Genomic DNA, 15,822 nt, shown 5'->3' with positions numbered 1-15,822 from the left:
CCAGGATCACGAGTGCTGGTCGACGGCGGCGGCTCGGCCTTTCAGGCCGCCCGCCTGGCCTCCTACGTCGGCTTTGCTCCGGCGACCAGGTCGAAAGGGGCTCCATCCGTGCGAACACGCCCCACGGACCGGCAACCGACAACGGAAATGGGCCTACTGCGAGCGGCGACGATTCCGCAGGAGGACTCGCACCCAGAGTTCCTGCGTCCCCGCACCCCGGAATCCGGCCGTGTGACGCAGCCAGGGTTGACGAAGGACATAGGTGTGCCCTGAAGCGCGCGTTGTGCCACCACCGAACGGCAGATCGCAAGTCCCCGTGGCCAAAAGCGTGCATGTGTCAGCAGGAAGGGAGAGCCGCTGCTGGAGCACTGACTGCCGGCCCGCAGCTTTCGGGCTGGCGTTCGAAATGACTGTCATTCAAATCCGTTTCTCAGCTTGTGTGTCATTACCTCATTTGGTGGCTGACCTGATGCGGCCTGGGTGTTCGGCAGTCCATGCACCCCGCGTACAGGGCCATGTGGATGAACTTCCGGGCCCAGGGCCCTTTCAAGTTGTGTGGCCTTCCGTGGCGAGGCAATATCGGTGGCGTTCTTCCAAATCGGAAGAAACAGAACGGAGATGTCAAATGCGCAAGAGCATGAAGCTGGGCGCTGCCTCGACCCTCGCTGCGGTGGCCCTCCTTGCGGGTTCCGCCTCGGCTGCCAGCGCCTGCGATAACAAGCACGGCGGTGACGGTGACTCGCCCATCACCATCACCAACGAGAACACCAACGCCAACGTGAACGAGAACACCGCCACGGCCGTGGCCTCCGTCGACACCGAGGGCCTCCTCGAGCTGCTCGGCGGCCTGCTGGCCCCGCCCGCCCCGTGAGCCTTGTTGTGATCGCTCGAGTCTAGTTCGGCGATCCGGGGCATCCTTTCTCGATCCCCCAGGGCGTCGTGGCCTGACCTGAAAGCGTCTTTCCCTGACGGGTGGATGAGGTGACATCCTCATCCGCCCAGGGGAGAGGCGCTTTCCGTTTGCCGAGGCGGTCATCAGCGAAAAATCGCCACGTCGTAGGCGATCGCACCACGTAGCGCACTTCGGAGGGGACATGAGTGACACGGTCATCCTGCCGCGTTGCCCGGAAACGGGGAAGGCGTCATTCCGGACCGAGGGTGAGGCTCGCGCCTGGCTCGTCAGGCAGCCACTGATCCAGAAGATTCCGGACCGGATCTATCGGTGCCCCGGCTGTCGGCACTGGCACTTCACCGGGTCCCATCATCTGACCAGTCAGAAAATCCAATGGCGACGAAACCACGGCAGGCGTGAAGCCGCTCCCCGGCGCAGCCGCAAGAAGAGAAAAAAGGACTGACGAGAGAGTCGTTCCGGTTCGTTTCCCGCTGCACGGAACCGAACCCACGGACCGCCCCGGGCCCGGCTCTCGGCAGGTAATACTTATGGATCCCGGGCGTACAACACGCACAAGTTTTCGCACAGAACCTGTCAGTCCGGCGAATGGTTAGGCGTGTGAGCACACCAGCCGACTGGCTGTGGCACGGGCCGACCTTCGACCAGTTCTCTCGGTTCCAGGGTCACCTTTGCCCACTTCTTCAAGCAGGAAGACGACGAGAATTGCGACAGAACCTGAGTAAGGGAATGGTCGTGGCCGCCGCCGCGACCGGCATCCTGTCTCTGTGCGGCATCCCGGCGTTCGCGGACGCATACTCCGAAGGCACTCTGGAAGGATCGCTCGGTGCCCTGTCGGGTGCGCCCGACGCCCAGCCCGACGACAGCGCCCCTCTAGAGCACGCGGATCACAGCTCCGTCAGAGGGCGCGCCGACGCCGACACCGACGCTTACGGCGACGACAGCGACGACAGCGACGACGACGGTAAGGGTAAGGGCGACGACAGCGCCCACGGCGACACCGACGGTTACGGCGACGACAGCGACGACGACGGTAAGGGCAAGGGCGTCGTCGGCAAGGGCGACGACAGCGGCTACGGCGACGACAGCGGTTACGGCGACGAGGCCGGCTACGGCGACGACAGCGGCTACGGCGACGAGGCCGGTTACGGCGACGACAGCGACGACTCGGACACGCCGGCCACGACTCCCCACGGCTCGCCGCCCAGCAGTACTCCACCGGCGAAGACGCCGCCCCGTTCGGAGACACCGGACACGACTCCCCCCGCCACGCCGCCCGCCTCACCTGGGGTGCAGCCGCCCTCCCTTCCGAACACCGGTGCCGGGGAGGGGACGTTCATGGCCGCGGGTGCCGCCATGCTGCTGATGTCGGGTGGCGCCATCCTGTACCGCCGAGGCCGGGCCGCGTCCCGTCGGTAGCGTCCCGGTCCTGGTGCCGGACAGACCGTGTCCGGCACCAGGAGCCACTCCCGTACGTCAGTGGTCTGCGCGTACCGCTTCCGCGCGTCCCCGGCCCACCGCTGCGGGGATCCTGCCGACGGGCGGCGTGGTGCGCAGTCGGCGGCACACTCCTCGTACGAGCGTCGTGGCCGTGAACGTGGCGCCGTGGACGAAGCGCATGGCCGGCCCGAACGCGGAGGCGGTCACCAGTCCGCCCATGAACAGCCCCGGGTGTGAGGACTCGAAGTCCCGCCCGACCGCGGGGGAGCCGTCGACAGCCGTCGCCAGGCTCCCGCGTAGTTCTTCGGAGAGCAGGCCGAGCCGGTTCAGGGTCGGCCGGAAGCCCGTGGCCGCGATCACATGTCCGGTCTCCAGGGAGTACCGCTCCCCGGTCCGGCTCACCGTCTCCAGTCGTACGCCGCCCGTCACCGCACGGGCCGAGGCGACCTCGCGGTCGAGCAGCACCTCCACCGCCTGCTCGACCCGGTCCCGTACCCACCAGGCGCCCGCCGGTCCCAGCGCGGTGGCCGTGATGCGGGCCCGGGTCGGCTCGGGGAGGTGGCGGAAGAGCCCCGGGCGCTCGGCGTAGAACCAGTTGCGCCAGCCGCAGCCGAGCCCGCTGTGCGGGGCGCGGGCCGACTGCCACCAGGGGCGCTGCCACGGCGGTGGCACATCGTTCCAGGACAGCCCGTCGGCTCGGGCCAGTACCCGTACGCGCGTTCCCTGTTCGGCGAGAAGCGCAGCGGTCTCCAGGGCCGCCTGGCCGCCGCCGATCACCGTGACGTCCCTGCCGCGGAAGCGTTCCAGGTCACTGTGGTGACTGCTGTGCGAGATGAGCGCGGGGTGCAGGCCACGCAGTGGGGACGGCACCTCCACGAAGGGCATGACCCCTACAGCCAGCGCCACCGTCCGGGCGCGCAGTACTTCTCCGTCCTCCGTGACCGCCTCGAATCCGGCCGGGCGGGCCGTCAACCGGCTCACCATCCGCTCGTCCACGCGGGGTACGGCGTGGTGCGCGAACCACAGGCCGTACGCGGCGAACGTCGCCACCGGGATCGGGTCGGCGTGACGCGCCGTCAGGCCCTGGGTCGCGCAGTAAGTGTCCAGCCGCCAACGACCGCCGGGATCAGCGAGGTTGGAGGCCCAGGGCTCCGACTTGAGGAACATGCCGCGGGGCATGTGGTCCCGCCAGGAGGCCATGGGCCGCCCGAGGACGCGCAGGTTCAGCCCGGCGGCCGCGGCATGGGACGCGATGGACAGGCCGTACGGGCCGGCGCCCACCACCAGCAGGTCGTACATCAGCAACTACTCGCCTTCTCTTCGTCGGTCGGGATCGGCGTGGCCGCCTGGCGGACCACGCGGGTCGGTGCGGGTGCCGTCGCGGCCGCGCGCAGCCGCTCCCGCAGTCGGCGGGACACATGGCGGCACCACAGGGCCCACATCGCCCGGCCGGGAGCCGGGTCGTCCGGGGCGTGCCAGGCCAGTTCGCGTCCGCGGGGCACCGGCCGCAGCGCGGCGAGCGGTGCGTAGTTCTCCACCACGAACGTCCGTCCCTCCTGTGGCTCGCCCACAGGCAGTTGACGGTTTGTCAGGTCGAGGTGCAGGGCGCGTACGACGTCCAGGCCGGTGGTGTCGGTGAAGAGCCGGAACTGGGCGCCGGGGCGGGGGTTGAAGTCGAGCAGGTGGTAGCGGCCCGTTGTGCCGCAGCGGCGGAAGTCGAGGTCGAAGATTCCGCGGTAGCCCAACTCGCCGGTGAGCCGCTCGGCGAGCGCCCGCACCTGCGGGTTGTCGGTCCAGCGGCCGACCACGGTCAGGCCCGCTCCGCGCGGCCACGCCCGCTGCTTGCGGCCGGGTCCGCCCGCGCGCACAGCACAGGAGTGGTCGGCGTATCCGTGGAAGAACCAGTCGCGGTCCGGGCCCGGCGGCAGATACGCCTGCAGCAGCAGCGGGCTGCCGGCCTCCTCGGTACGCAGATACAGTTCCCGCGCCTGCTGCGCCGACCTCACCAGCACCGTGCTGTGCAGCCCGCTGCCCGCCGGTACCTGCCAGGGCCGGCTCCACTTCGCCACCATCGGCAGACCCAGCCGCCGGGCGGCGTCGGCGGCCTGCGCCGGGCTGTCCGGGATCACCGTGACCGGGTGCGGGATGCCCGCAGAAGTGCATACGAGGGCCAGTCCGGACTTGTCGGCGACGCGTTCGGGCAGTGCGCCGGGTGTGGCGGGCAGCAGATACGAGGGGGCGAGTTCCTCGCGCATGCGGCTTACGGCGACCGCACTCGCGTCGTCCATCGGAATCAGGACGGCGGGACGGGCGACCCGGGCGGCCACTCGGCGCAGCACGACGGCGATCTCGCGGGGTGATGCCCCGGGCGGCGGCGGAGGATGCATTTCGCGTACGAAGCGCGATCTGGTGACGGGACTTCCGGTGGAATCGGCGACCACGTGCACCTCCACTCCCGCTCTGCCGAGCGAGCGCACGGCCCCCAGCGTTCCGTGGTGAAAGGGATTCCGGTCGATCCGCAGCAGAACGGCGGGGACGCGGGTGTCGAGCAGCGGCACGGACTTCATTCCTTCGGGTCGGCTCACCCGTATCGGGGAGCGAGGCGCTCGAAAGTCGTAAGCGCGATGGCGACATTTCATTTCATGTGACTGACTTCATGTGACTGAGTGTCAGTAGTGCGACCGGGCAAAGAGCAACGCCAGGGAACAGAGTGAGCGGGAGAGGGGCAGGCATGGTTCTACAGAATTGCCGGGCCAGGACCGGACGGTTGACGGTCGTCGCCGCGGCAGTCGCCCTCTCGGCGGCGTTGGCGTCCGGCGCCGGTTCCGCGGCGGGGACGCCACTCGTCGGCGGTCCTCCCGCTCCGACGCCGACCGCCCCGGAGCAGGCAGCGCCCGCGGTGACCACATCGGACGCCCCGCCGACCCCTTCCGACACCGGGCCGGGGACCTCTTCTGCCACCGGGCCGACGACCCCGGCGCCCGGCACGGAGGGCCCCGCCTTCGGTGTCTTCCTCGACTCCGGGGCTCCGGGCGTGGCGGGCATGACGAGCCTCAGCAGCTGGCTGGGCGGCGCCGAGCTGCGCGTCGGCCACAGCTACCTGCCCGGCGACCGCTGGAGCAACATCGAGGGCACTCCGGGCTTCCTCGACGAGTGGGCGCGCTGGCGCAAGGCCAAGGGCGACCGGATGTTCGTCCTCAACGTGCCCATGCTGGAGCGTAACGAGGAGGGTGTCCCGGACGCCGAGGTCCGGTGGCTGTTGCGGCAGGGCGCCGCCGGAGAGTTCGATCACCACTTCCGCGCCCTCGCCGAGCGGCTGGTGGCGTTGAACGTGCCGGACACGATCCTGGTGCTGGGCTGGGAGATGAACGGCACGACGTACACCCATCGCTGTGGCCCCGACCCAAAGGCCTGGAAGAAGTACTGGAACAGGATCGTGACCGCCATGCGGTCGGTGCCGGGCCAGAGATTCCGGTTCGACTTCACACCGAGCCGCGGCCGGGACGCCATTCCCTGGACGCAGTGCTTTCCGGGTGACGACACCGTCGACATCATCGGCATGGACGCGTACGACCAGCCGCGAGGAGTTTCCTTCGACGAACAGGTGAATGAGCCCTACGGACTTCAAGCGCACGTGGATTTCGCGAAATCCCACAACAAGCCTATTTCCTATCCAGAATGGGGGCTGTTCCGCAATGGTGACAACGACGAGTACATGCGGCGGATGCTCGCTTGGATCGACGCGCACAAGCCGCTGTACAACACGCTGACCGACTACTGTCCGCACGGCGTCTGGCAGTGCCCGGCCAACCCCGGTTCGTCCCGGGTCTACCGGTCCGTGCTCTCCGGTCGCACCGGCTGGCCGGCGGCGCTGCCCGCACCCACCACACTTCCGGTCCCGTTGAGCTCGACCGTCTGCTCGCCACTGCTTCCTGGCGACTGGATCGAGTCCCGGTTCGACAGGAAGGTGTGCGGGCGTTTCGACGGGTGGTCGCGGACCCGGTAGCGGTCGGCGGCGACGACGGGCCCCGGGACGGGTCCGCCGTCATCGGTCCGCTCCCGGAAGCTGCTCAGTAGCTCCTTGCCCCGACGACGCGCGGCCACGTGGCCGACCACCGCCGACATCAGCGGAGCGGTGCGTCGACGGGCCAGCAGCAGCCGCTGGTTGGCCACGGGTTCGGGGCGCCAGTGGTGCTTGTAGGGCTCGTTGCCGCGCAGCAGGCTCAGAGTGTCCTGCCCGCCGCTGCCCGCGTGCTGGGCGCACGCGTCGAGGAGCATCGCCGCCACGTCGGCCTTGCGTTCCCGCAGGCGCGGATGGGCGCCGTACAGGTAACCGCCCGTGAGCCGGCGCGACTGCAGCGTGAGGTCCACGGCCACCACGTCACCGTCGAGCCGGAACTCGGTGACCACGGCGTCGCCGGAGCGCACCATCGGTCCCACGGACCGCACCAGGTGCTCGCAGAAGCGTGCCTGCAGGTGCTCCGACGTCACCTTCCGGCCCTGCCACTGAAGCCGGTGCAGTTCGATCAGCCGCTGAAGCGCCGAGTCGACCCTCTCCGGCGCCACGACGTGCCGCTCCACGCCGAGCGACCTCAGCCTGCGCAGCTTGGCGCGGGCCCGCTGGGCCGTGCCGGACGGCAGCCGGGACACCAACCCGTCCATGGGCACGGCGGGCAGCTCCAGGCACAGCGAGTCCCGCATCCGGTGACGGGGCCCGCTCCAGCGGTCGTAGACGTGCTCGGCCGCGCCGCCCGGCCGCACCTCGCGGAAGTCGATCAGCGCGGTGCAGGCGGCGTCCGACAGCGCCTCGGCCAGCACGGCGGCCGCCCCGTCCGCCCGCTCGTCGTCGATCAGGACGTCCCCGTAGTCAGAGATCGGCCCGCCGAGCGGTACGAGCGTGGGTACCGGGGCGCGCCGGAGCATCAGCGGCGCGGCGGCCACGAGTTCGCCGCCCTCGCGCACGAGCACCAGCCGCAGCCGGCCGGGTCTGCCGTACGACAGCCACCAGGAGTGCAGCCAGGCGTGGTTCTGGAACGGGGTCGCCGCGCCGCACCGCCGGTACAGCCGCTCCCAGTCCGGGGCCACCTCGGCGAAGGCGCGTGCGTGGGTCACGAGTTCCGTCGTGTACGACACCGTCACAGCTGTCCGTGCACGTCGGCGGCGGGCGCCGGGCCGGGCACCGAGGCGGGGGGAACGGACTGCTCGTCCCCGGTCCGCCTCGGCCGTACGAGCAGCACCAGTCCGCCGAGCAGGCCCCCCGCGCTCGCGCCGACCAGACCGGTCACCGTCGGTGACGCGGACGTCGGCTCTGTCGGCCGCACCGCCCGTGAGAACTGCACGAGTTCGACGTGGGTGCTGGCTTTGGTCTCGTTCGCGTGCCGGGTCAGCGCGCGGGTGACCGCGTTGGCCATGTCGGCGGCGAGCCGGGGGCGCGGGGAGGTGGCCGAGACGGCGACCATCGGCGCGTCCGGCGAGGCGACCGTCCGCACGCTTCGACGCAGAGTCGGGACCGGCACGTCCGCCCAGGCCTGTGCGTCTCCGAGCACCGCGAGGTCGGTGGCGGCACGGCCGTACGCCTGTGCGAAGCCGAGCGCGGAAGCCGGGTCGGACTTCTCGGTCGGTACGGCGACCACGTAGCTGGTCGCCGTGTACGTCGGGGCTTTGAGCGTGCCATAGGTGCCGCCGAGCAGGCCGCCGGCGAGCGCGCCGGCCGCGAGCAGCGACCACGGCCGCAGGAGGCCGGTCCGGGTCAGGCGGCCGGGCTGCCGGTGGTGTCGGGCGTGGTTGTCGGTCATCACGTACTGGCTCCCTGGGGTGAGCGGGGCAATGAGCAGGACAGCGCCGTCGCGTACACGTCCATGAGCCGGGCGGCGCTGTGAGTGATGTGGTAGCGGTGGGCCGCCTCCGGGGCCGTGCGCGGCCGCGGACCGGCCGCGCGCACCCCGGCCACGGCACGGGCGTACGCCTCCGGGCCGCCGCGCACCCGCCGGGCACCGGCGGTGGCCTGCGGGGGCAGGTCCTCGATCGCCGGGCTGGAGGCGTAGAGCACGGGCAGGCCGGACGCCAGGGCCTCCACGACCGCCAGCCCGAAGGACTCCTCCGGGCACGGTGAGGCGAGCAGGTCCATGGCGGAGGTGAGGGAGGGCAGGTCCGGGCCGGGGGAGCCGTCGGGGACGTAGGGGCGTTCGCCGGCGAACAGGACACGGTCGGCCACGCCTGCCTCGTGGGCCGTGCGGCGCAGGGTGCTCTCCTGCGGGCCGCCGCCGACCAGCAACAGCCAGTGGTCGTCCGGAAGCCGGGTCATCGCCCGGATGAGGACGTCGAAGCGCTTGCCCGCGCAGAGCCGGCCGATCCCGCCGACGACGAAGGCGTCCTCCGGCAGGCCGAGGCGTCGGCGGGTGCGGTGGCGCCGGGCCGGGTCGAAGCGGAAACGGGTGACGTCGATGCCGTTGGGGATGACCTCGATGCGCGGGGCGGGTACGCCCCAGCGCTTGAGGCGGTCGGCGACCGCGGGGGAGACGGCGACCGTGGCGGAGCCGAGTCGCTCGCTGGCGAGGTAGAGCGCGCGGACGCCCGCCGTCAGCTTCCGGCCCTCCATCTGGGAGTCGCCGAGGGAGTGTTCGGTGGCGACCACCGCCCGGACGCCGGCCAGGCGGGCGGCGAACCGGCCGTAGACACAGGCGCGATACAGGTGGGTGTGCACCAGGTCGTAGCCGCCGGCGCGGATCAGACGGACCAGGCGGGGCAGCGCGGTCAGATCGCGGTTGCCGTTCATGCCGAGGTGGTGCACGCGGACGCCGTCGGCGATCAGCCCGTCGGCGACGGTTCCCGGGTTCGTGAGGGCCACCACCTCGCAGTCGACGCTGAGGTGCCGCAGCAGCAGACGGAGCTGCTGTTCGGCACCTCCGGCGCCGAGACCGGTGATGATGTGCAGGGCCTTCATGGTCACAGGCCCTCCACGGGGGACCGGCGCAGCCTGTGCAGCTTGTGCTTGAGGTACAGCCGCCAGGCCGTGTCGTTCTGGCCGATGTGCAGACGGGGGAGGGCGTGCGGGCCGGTCAGGGGGCCGGGGTCGATGGCGCAGGCGTAGGCGTAGCCGGCTTCGCGTACGGCGGCGACAGCGCGTTCGTCGACCGTGCCGTACGGGTAGCAGAAGCCGTCGACCGGCGCGCCGATCAGCTCCGACAGCAGCGCCCTGCTGTCGGCGACCTCGGCCTTCACAGTGACGTCGTCGGCCCGGGTGAGATCGACGTGCGTCAGCCCGTGGGAGCCGATCTCCACGCCCTCACAGGCCGCGCGCCGGACGCCGTCCGCGGTCAGCAGTGCTTTGCGCGGACCCAGCGGGTCCCAGGAGTTGACGCCGCCGAGCCGTCCGGTCAGGACGAAGAGGGTGGCACCGAAGTGCCGACGGCGCAGCGCCGGAAGAGCATGCTCGAGGAAATCGGCGTATCCGTCGTCGAAGGTGAGACCGACCAGGCCCCGCCCCTCGCCCCGGGCCCGGGCGGCGAACAGTTCGCGCACGGACACGCCTCGAAGGCCGCGCCGGTGCAGCCAGGCCAGCTGCCGCTCCAGCCGCTCGGGTGTGACCGTGATGCGGTACGGGTCGTCGGAGCAGTCGTCCACGGAGTGGTACATCGCCACCCACGGGACCGGACCCGGCCGCGCCGTGGGGCGTCTGCCGGTACCGACGGATTCAACTGGAGCGACCATGCCTCAGCCTTCGTGTGACGGTACGTACGGAACGAAACGCGAACGTGCAGCCCTGGGCACCCAGGGCCCGTCCGAGCACGAGGAAGACGGCGGCCACGGTCACCGCGCCCACCGCGAGGCCGGCCACCTGGGACTGCGGCCCGCTCGCGGCGAACGCCCCCGCCGCCGTCGCGACCCCCGCCGCCAGCACCGGCCTGCTCAGCTCGGACAACACCTGCCGGGTACGGATCGGGACCCCGCGCGGGCTGCCGTACCGCACGGCTCGCCCATGCGGTGCCATGGGCGGTGCCGGGACGGCGACCGTGCCCGGCCCTTCGGGCCTTCGCGCTCCCCGGAGGCCTCTGCCGCCTGCCCGTCCCTTCGGCCCGCGCGGAGGGCCGAGGAGCAGCAATGCGGCCGTGACGGTGATACCGACGGCGTTGGCGGCGGCGATTCCCGACACCCCCCAGGACGTCACCGTCGCCTCCCCGATCCAGCAGGTCGCGCCCACGCCGACGGCCATCGCGCCGGTCGGATACCAGGTGGGCCGCCCCGCCGAGAAGTACGAGCGGATCAGGACCCCGACCAGGGTCTGGCCGAGCAGCCCGAGGGCGTAGACGCGCATGACGCCCGCCGTCACCACCGTGTCCTGTGCGGTGAAAGCGCCCCGCTGGAAGAGGATCGCGATGATCTGCGGGGCGCAGGCGACCACCGTGGCCGCGCCGACGAGCACCAGGCAGGAAGCCAGCACCAGGTCCCGCTCGACGCGGGCGCGGGCCCGTTCGGTGTCGCCGTCGGCGAGCGCCTGCGCCACCACCGGGAAGGTGACGGTGCACAGCATCAGCGAGAGCGTCATCGGGATCTGGGCCACCTTCTGCGCGTAGTTGAGGTGCGAGATGGCCCCGGAGGGAAGGGGGGAGGCGAGGAAGCGTTCGATCAGGACCTGGGACTGGCGGCACAGGGCGAAGAGGAGCACCGTACTGATCAGGGCGAGGTTCTTCGGCGGTGCCTCGATCCCGGCACCGCCGGCCGCGGACGGGTGACTCCTCAGATGCCGCCACAGGGAAGGCAGTTGGGCCGCCACCATCAGGCAGCCGCCCACCGCCACTCCGGCCGCGGCCGATCGCACGCCCCAGCGCCCGCCGAGCAGGAACATCGTGGCGATGATGCCGACGTTGTAGGCCACGTAGATCGTGGCGGGCGCCAGGTAGCGGCGGTGCGCCCGCAGGGCCGCGCTGCAGTACCCGGCGAGCCCGAAGCTCAGTACACAGGTAGCCGTCAGCCGGGTGCAGTCCGTGGCGAGGCGGGGATCCGGCAGGCCGGGAGCCAGAGCCTCGACCAGGTATGGGGCCGCGCCGATGACGAGCGCGGACACGGTGACGAAGCCGAGGGACAGACGGGGCAGGGTGCTGGCGACCAGGGAGCGGACCGGGTCGCCGGAGGCACCCTGCGCACGCCGGACCAGGGCGAAGCTGAACGCCGGGATCAGCGCGATGGCCAGCCCGTCCTCGATGAGCAGCGTGGCGGCGAACTCCGGTACGGTCCACGCCACCAGAAAGGCGTCGGTCTCGCTGCCCGCCCCGAAGAGCCGGGCCAGCGTCTGGTCCCGCACCAGGCCGAGCAGCGCCCCGGCGACCGACAGCGACGCCGTGATCAGGGTGGCCTTGGCGAGGAACTTCCGGGTGACCGCGGTCATCTCGGTGCTGTCCACGGCCTGGGCTGCGGCTCGCGCCGCGGGTACGTCCGTCCCGTCGGTCCCGCGACCGGGAGCCCGCGCGGTCGGCGGCGGCGTCACGGTCATCGCGCCACGGCCTTTTCCGTGCTCCTGCCCACCGGAACCGTCGTCACGGCCTCCGCCTCGCCGCTCCCGGCCAGCGCCCACCACGCCACCAGCCCGAAGCACACGGCGGACAGCACGGTGGAGGGTCCGCCGATGTCGGCGTACATGAAGTCGGTCAGCTGCCAGACCAGCAGCCCGCAGGCGACGAGCCCGCAGTCAAGGCCGTGCTCCTGGGGCCTGCGGGCCCGCACCACGGCCCGCACCCCGCACACCAGCAGGGCCAGCCAGCTCCCGGCGAGTCCCAGCAACCCGATCAGGCCCTGCTCGCTGAGCACCAGCAAGTACATGTTGTGCGGCGACAGCAGCGGCTGCCTGCGGTACGCGGCCCCCGCGCCCTCCGTGTCGCTGCCCGACGACAGCGCCGGCGAGGCGTATCCGTCCCGGTACTCGGGGAAGCCCTTCAACCCGACGCCGGTCAGCGGGTGTTCCAGCCACATGTCGGTCGCGGCCGCCCACATCGTGTAACGGTCGACGACGGACTGGTCGGGGGCGTCGGTGACCTGCGTGATGCTGTCGATCCGCTCCTGCAGCATCGCCGAGCCGACACCGAGGCCTCCCACCAGGACCACGCCCGCGGCCACCACGGCCAAGGCCGCCTTGAGTGCCCGCCGCACCCCGGCGAGCACCAGCTGCACCGTGCAGGTCACGGCCGTCGCGATCCACGCGCCCCGGCTGAAGGACAGCGCGAGCGGCAGCAGCAGCGCCAGCGCGCACAGGACGGCGACTCCCCGCTGCCGTACGGACGTCCGCCCCAGCGCGAGACCCAGCGCGCACACCAGGCCGAGGGCGACCACTGTTGCCATGCCCATCACGTCCTGCGGCCCGAACGTGCCGACCGCCCGGATCGGCTCGCCCTGATACGAGGCGCCGGTCCGGGTGACGTACTGATGCACCCCGAAGGCCCCCTGCACGACCGCGAGCCCCACGAACGCCCAGGTCAGCAGCCGGAAATCGGCCCGGTCGCGGATGAGCAGCAGGACCGCCGCCGGCACCAGCACGAAGATCTGCAGATACCGGCCCATTCCGGCGATCCCGGCCCCGGGCGCGTACGCCCCCGTGGCGGCGAGGGCCAGCCCGATGACCGGCAGACCCAGCACCACGGCGGCTGTGCACGACAAGGCCCGCCGCCGGTCCCGTACCAGGCGGATCGCGCAGTACAGCACCACGAGTCCGGACACCGCGTCGGCGGGACCCGGGCCGGCGTCACCGCTCGGAGGCAGCGGCAGCGCCAGCAGGACGAGCACGGCCACCACGGGCAGGACCGGCGTCAGGAGGATGCCCCGGCGCGCGAGCGGTGTCAGTGCGAGGCTCACCGCTCTCAGCTCCCCGTCGGACGAAGGAGCGTGGCCGCGGTGCGCAGCAGGATGCACACGTCCTGCCACAGCGACCAGTTGTCGATGTAGACGTTGTCGAAGCGGCAGCGGTCCTCGATGGACGTGTCGCCGCGCAGCCCGTGGATCTGGGCGAGGCCGGTGATGCCGGTCCGCAGACGGTGACGGTCCGCGTAGCCGGGATGGGTGCGGCTGAACTGCGCGACGAAGTACGGGCGTTCGGGCCGCGGTCCGACCAGGCTCATGTCGCCCCGGAGCACGTTCCACAGCTGGAGCAGCTCGTCGAACGAGGTGCGCCGCAGCATGCGGCAGAACCCGCGCATCTCGTGTTCGTTCGCCACGCTCCACCGGGTCGCCGACTCATGCGCGTCGACCGGGCGGTGAGTGCGGAACTTCAGCAGGGTGAAGGGTTTTCCACCCCTGCCGATGCGCTCCTGCCGGAACACCACGCCCGGCCCGTCGCTGATCCGCAGCGCCACCGCGCAGACCAGCAGCAGGGGACTGACCAGCAGCAGCAGCGTTCCCGACACCAGGACGTCGAGCGTCCGCTTGCCCGCGCTGCCGCGGAGCGCCGCGGACATCTCCAGGCGTCGGCAGGCGAACCCGGCCAGCCGCTCCTGCGTCGCATACGACGGAGAGTCCGCGTCGACCTCCCACACCGCGCAGCCCCACTCGGCCAGCGCGCGCAGCAGCGGTCCCTGCTGGGCCCGCACCGAGGGGTGGACGGCCAGTACCGCGCGCACGCCGTTCTGCACGACCGCCCGCTCGACCTCCTCACCGGTCGTCAGCACCGGCAGGCCCTCGGCGCCGTCCTGCCGTTCGGCCACGACCCCCACCGGCCGCACCCCGCACCACGGATGCCGCAGCACGGCGGCGGCCACGCGCTGCGCGGTCGGCGCCGGACCGATGACGAGCGCGGTGTGCGGGTGGCGCAGCAGCGCCGCGCGCCGTCTCGCGTGCATGGTGCCGCGCAGCGCGCAGCTCACCGCCGCGTGCACGGCGAAGCCCACCAGCAGGGCTTCTGCGGACAGCGCGTGGTCCGGCCGGTACGCCGCCACGAGCGCCGCGAGCGTCAGCCAGGCCACCGCGATCCGGCCACAGACGGCGGGCAGTTCGTCCAGAACCCCGGGCACCGACGGGCGCATGCGGTGCGGACGCAGCAACAGTGACACGGCCACCAGCAGGGCCGACGGGAGCGGACGGAACTGAGTCCCGGTCAGTGTCATGGCACCCAGCAGGGCGGCCGTGCCGTCCGCGACGAGCAGGGGCATCGGCGAGGCCGGCCGCACGGGCGGCCTGCGGGCGGAGAACCTCAAACCCGGGGCGGGGCCGCGGGGCGGCATGACCGAGACGGGCGAGAATCCGTGGTCCCGGGTCTGTGTGCCAGGGGAGGAGAGGGCGCTTTCCGCGGTCACGAGTGGATCGACTCCCTATGCTCTGGGGGCGCGACGCGTGGTGCGGGCCGCAGGCTGATCAGGTCGCGATAGACGTCCGCGACCGCCTCGGCGGTGTGCCGCACGTCGTGCGAGGACAGGACGTACCGGCGCCCCTGGTGGCCGAGCGACTCGCGCAGCGGCGGGTCGAGCAGCAGTCCGGTGACGGCCCCCGCCAGCACTTCCGGGTTCTCGGGCGGGACCACGCAGCGGGCGGCGAGCGCAGCAGGCAGACTCTCGCGGGCACCGTCGACGTCGGTGACCACCACCGGCCGCCCGCAGGCCATCGCCTCCAGCGGGGCCAGCGCCATGCCCTCCCAACGGGACGGCAGAACGACGAGATCGGCGGCCTGGTACCAGGGGGCGGCGTCGGCGACGGCCCCCGCGAACAGCACGGACCCCGGCGCGTGCGCCCGCAGCCGGTCGCGGTCCGGCCCGTCACCGACCAGGACGAGACGCGCGCCGGGCACCGTGCGGGCGACGGCACTCCACGCCGCCAGCAGAACGTCCTGCCCCTTCTGCCGGCACAGCCGCCCTACGCAGACGACCAGTGGCGCGTCGGGGTCGACCTCGCGCAACGGCCTCAGTCCGGCCCGTACGGCGCCGGCCAGGGCGGGGTGGAAGCGCTGCGGGTCGACGCCGTTGGGGATGACACTCCACCGCCCACTGATCCCGGCGCGCACGCCGGTCGTGCGCTCCGCCTCGCTCACGCACACCATGCGGGAGGCCCAACGCGCGCCCCACCGCTCCCACGCCAGCGCGAGCGCCGAGGTGGCCCCGCCGACGGCCTCGAACGACCAGGCATGGGGCTGGAACACGGTGGGGATGCGTCCCCGCACGGCGAGCCGCCCGGCGAGCCCGGCCTTCGCGCTGTGCGCGTGCACCAGATGAGGACGCACTTCGTCGATCACCCGTACGAGATGCCGTACCTCCCGCACGAGCGAAGGACCCGGTGACCGCGTCGCGTTCCAGTGCCGTACGTCCGCCCCCAGCGGCCGGAGCCGGGTGGTGAGCTCGCCGTCGGGGCAGACCACCGTGACGGCCCAATCGGCCGCGAGTTGCGCCCGCACCAGGTCCGTCACGACGCGGGCGGCCCCGCCGTCCACGGGCTGTGTGAGGTGAAGGACGCGCGGTCGAGGGTCGGATGGTGACGGATGCATGTGCGATGCCCTCAGCTCA

General features: G+C 71.9%; 12 protein-coding genes and 1 pseudogene. 3 read left to right on the top strand and 10 right to left on the bottom strand.

Translation table 11 applies throughout. From position 1 onward, the window contains the following. Positions 1-625 precede the first annotated feature (625 nt). Both QF027_RS17805 and QF027_RS17800 read left to right on the top strand, forming a co-directional pair. A complete protein-coding gene (locus QF027_RS17805; RefSeq protein ID WP_306981076.1) occupies positions 626-871 on the top strand; it encodes a hypothetical protein in 246 nt (81 codons plus the stop codon). Between the two features lie 774 nt (positions 872-1,645). Next, complete coding sequence (locus QF027_RS17800; RefSeq protein WP_307075562.1) at positions 1,646-2,329, top strand: LPXTG cell wall anchor domain-containing protein; 684 nt, start codon at positions 1,646-1,648, stop codon at positions 2,327-2,329. 57 nt (positions 2,330-2,386) lie between these two features. On the opposite strand, the gene QF027_RS17795 is transcribed toward QF027_RS17800, so the two are convergent. After that, on the bottom strand, positions 2,387-3,649 hold the full coding sequence (locus QF027_RS17795) for an NAD(P)-binding domain-containing protein (protein ID WP_307082412.1): 1,263 nt from the start codon (positions 3,647-3,649) through the stop codon (positions 2,387-2,389). After that, positions 3,649-4,908, bottom strand: coding sequence for a carboxylate--amine ligase (locus QF027_RS17790; protein WP_307075560.1), 1,260 nt, complete (start codon positions 4,906-4,908; stop codon positions 3,649-3,651). Before QF027_RS17790 ends, QF027_RS17795 begins: the two co-directional genes overlap by 1 nt. 173 nt (positions 4,909-5,081) lie before the next feature. Here QF027_RS17790 and QF027_RS17785 point away from each other — a divergent pair, with 173 nt between their 5' ends. Next, a complete protein-coding gene (locus QF027_RS17785) occupies positions 5,082-6,356 on the top strand; it encodes a glycoside hydrolase family 26 protein (protein ID WP_307075558.1) in 1,275 nt (424 codons plus the stop codon). Positions 6,357-6,391: 35 nt separating this feature from the next. On the opposite strand, the pseudogene QF027_RS17780 reads toward QF027_RS17785, so the two are convergent. From QF027_RS17780 to QF027_RS17745, 8 genes and pseudogenes are all read right to left on the bottom strand, one after another. Beyond that, positions 6,392-7,483 (bottom strand): annotated as a pseudogene (locus tag QF027_RS17780) (GNAT family N-acetyltransferase); the annotation flags it as partial. 2 nt (positions 7,484-7,485) lie between these two features. After that, complete coding sequence (locus QF027_RS17775) at positions 7,486-8,145, bottom strand: lipopolysaccharide biosynthesis protein (RefSeq protein ID WP_306981087.1); 660 nt, start codon at positions 8,143-8,145, stop codon at positions 7,486-7,488. After that, the gene (locus tag QF027_RS17770) at positions 8,145-9,293 is read right to left on the bottom strand and encodes a glycosyltransferase (protein ID WP_307082410.1); all 1,149 of its coding nucleotides are present in this window, start codon (positions 9,291-9,293) and stop codon (positions 8,145-8,147) included. The genes QF027_RS17775 and QF027_RS17770 overlap by 1 nt, the downstream gene beginning before the upstream one ends. A gap of 2 nt (positions 9,294-9,295) precedes the next feature. After that, positions 9,296-10,060 carry a polysaccharide deacetylase family protein gene (locus tag QF027_RS17765; protein ID WP_307075555.1) on the bottom strand — a complete coding sequence of 255 codons (765 nt, stop codon included), beginning with the start codon at positions 10,058-10,060 and terminating at the stop codon, positions 9,296-9,298. Next, entirely contained in the window at positions 10,044-11,840 is a 1,797-nt protein-coding gene (locus tag QF027_RS17760; RefSeq protein WP_307075553.1) for a lipid II flippase MurJ, read from the bottom strand. Before QF027_RS17760 ends, QF027_RS17765 begins: the two co-directional genes overlap by 17 nt. After that, a complete protein-coding gene (locus tag QF027_RS17755; protein WP_307075551.1) occupies positions 11,837-13,192 on the bottom strand; it encodes an O-antigen ligase family protein in 1,356 nt (451 codons plus the stop codon). Before QF027_RS17755 ends, QF027_RS17760 begins: the two co-directional genes overlap by 4 nt. Positions 13,193-13,197: 5 nt before the next feature. Beyond that, positions 13,198-14,625 (bottom strand): exopolysaccharide biosynthesis polyprenyl glycosylphosphotransferase, encoded by a 1,428-nt coding sequence (locus QF027_RS17750; RefSeq protein ID WP_306981099.1) that lies wholly within the window; start codon positions 14,623-14,625, stop codon positions 13,198-13,200. Next, a complete protein-coding gene (locus QF027_RS17745) occupies positions 14,622-15,803 on the bottom strand; it encodes a glycosyltransferase (protein ID WP_306981101.1) in 1,182 nt (393 codons plus the stop codon). The genes QF027_RS17750 and QF027_RS17745 overlap by 4 nt, the downstream gene beginning before the upstream one ends. Positions 15,804-15,822 lie beyond the last annotated feature (19 nt).

The sequence above is a fragment of the Streptomyces canus genome (assembly GCF_030816965.1).
GTDB classification, from domain to species: Bacteria; Actinomycetota; Actinomycetes; order Streptomycetales; family Streptomycetaceae; genus Streptomyces; species Streptomyces canus_E.
The sequence above is the reverse complement of the archived record's forward strand: the minus strand, read 5'-3'. Positions and strand labels throughout refer to the sequence as shown.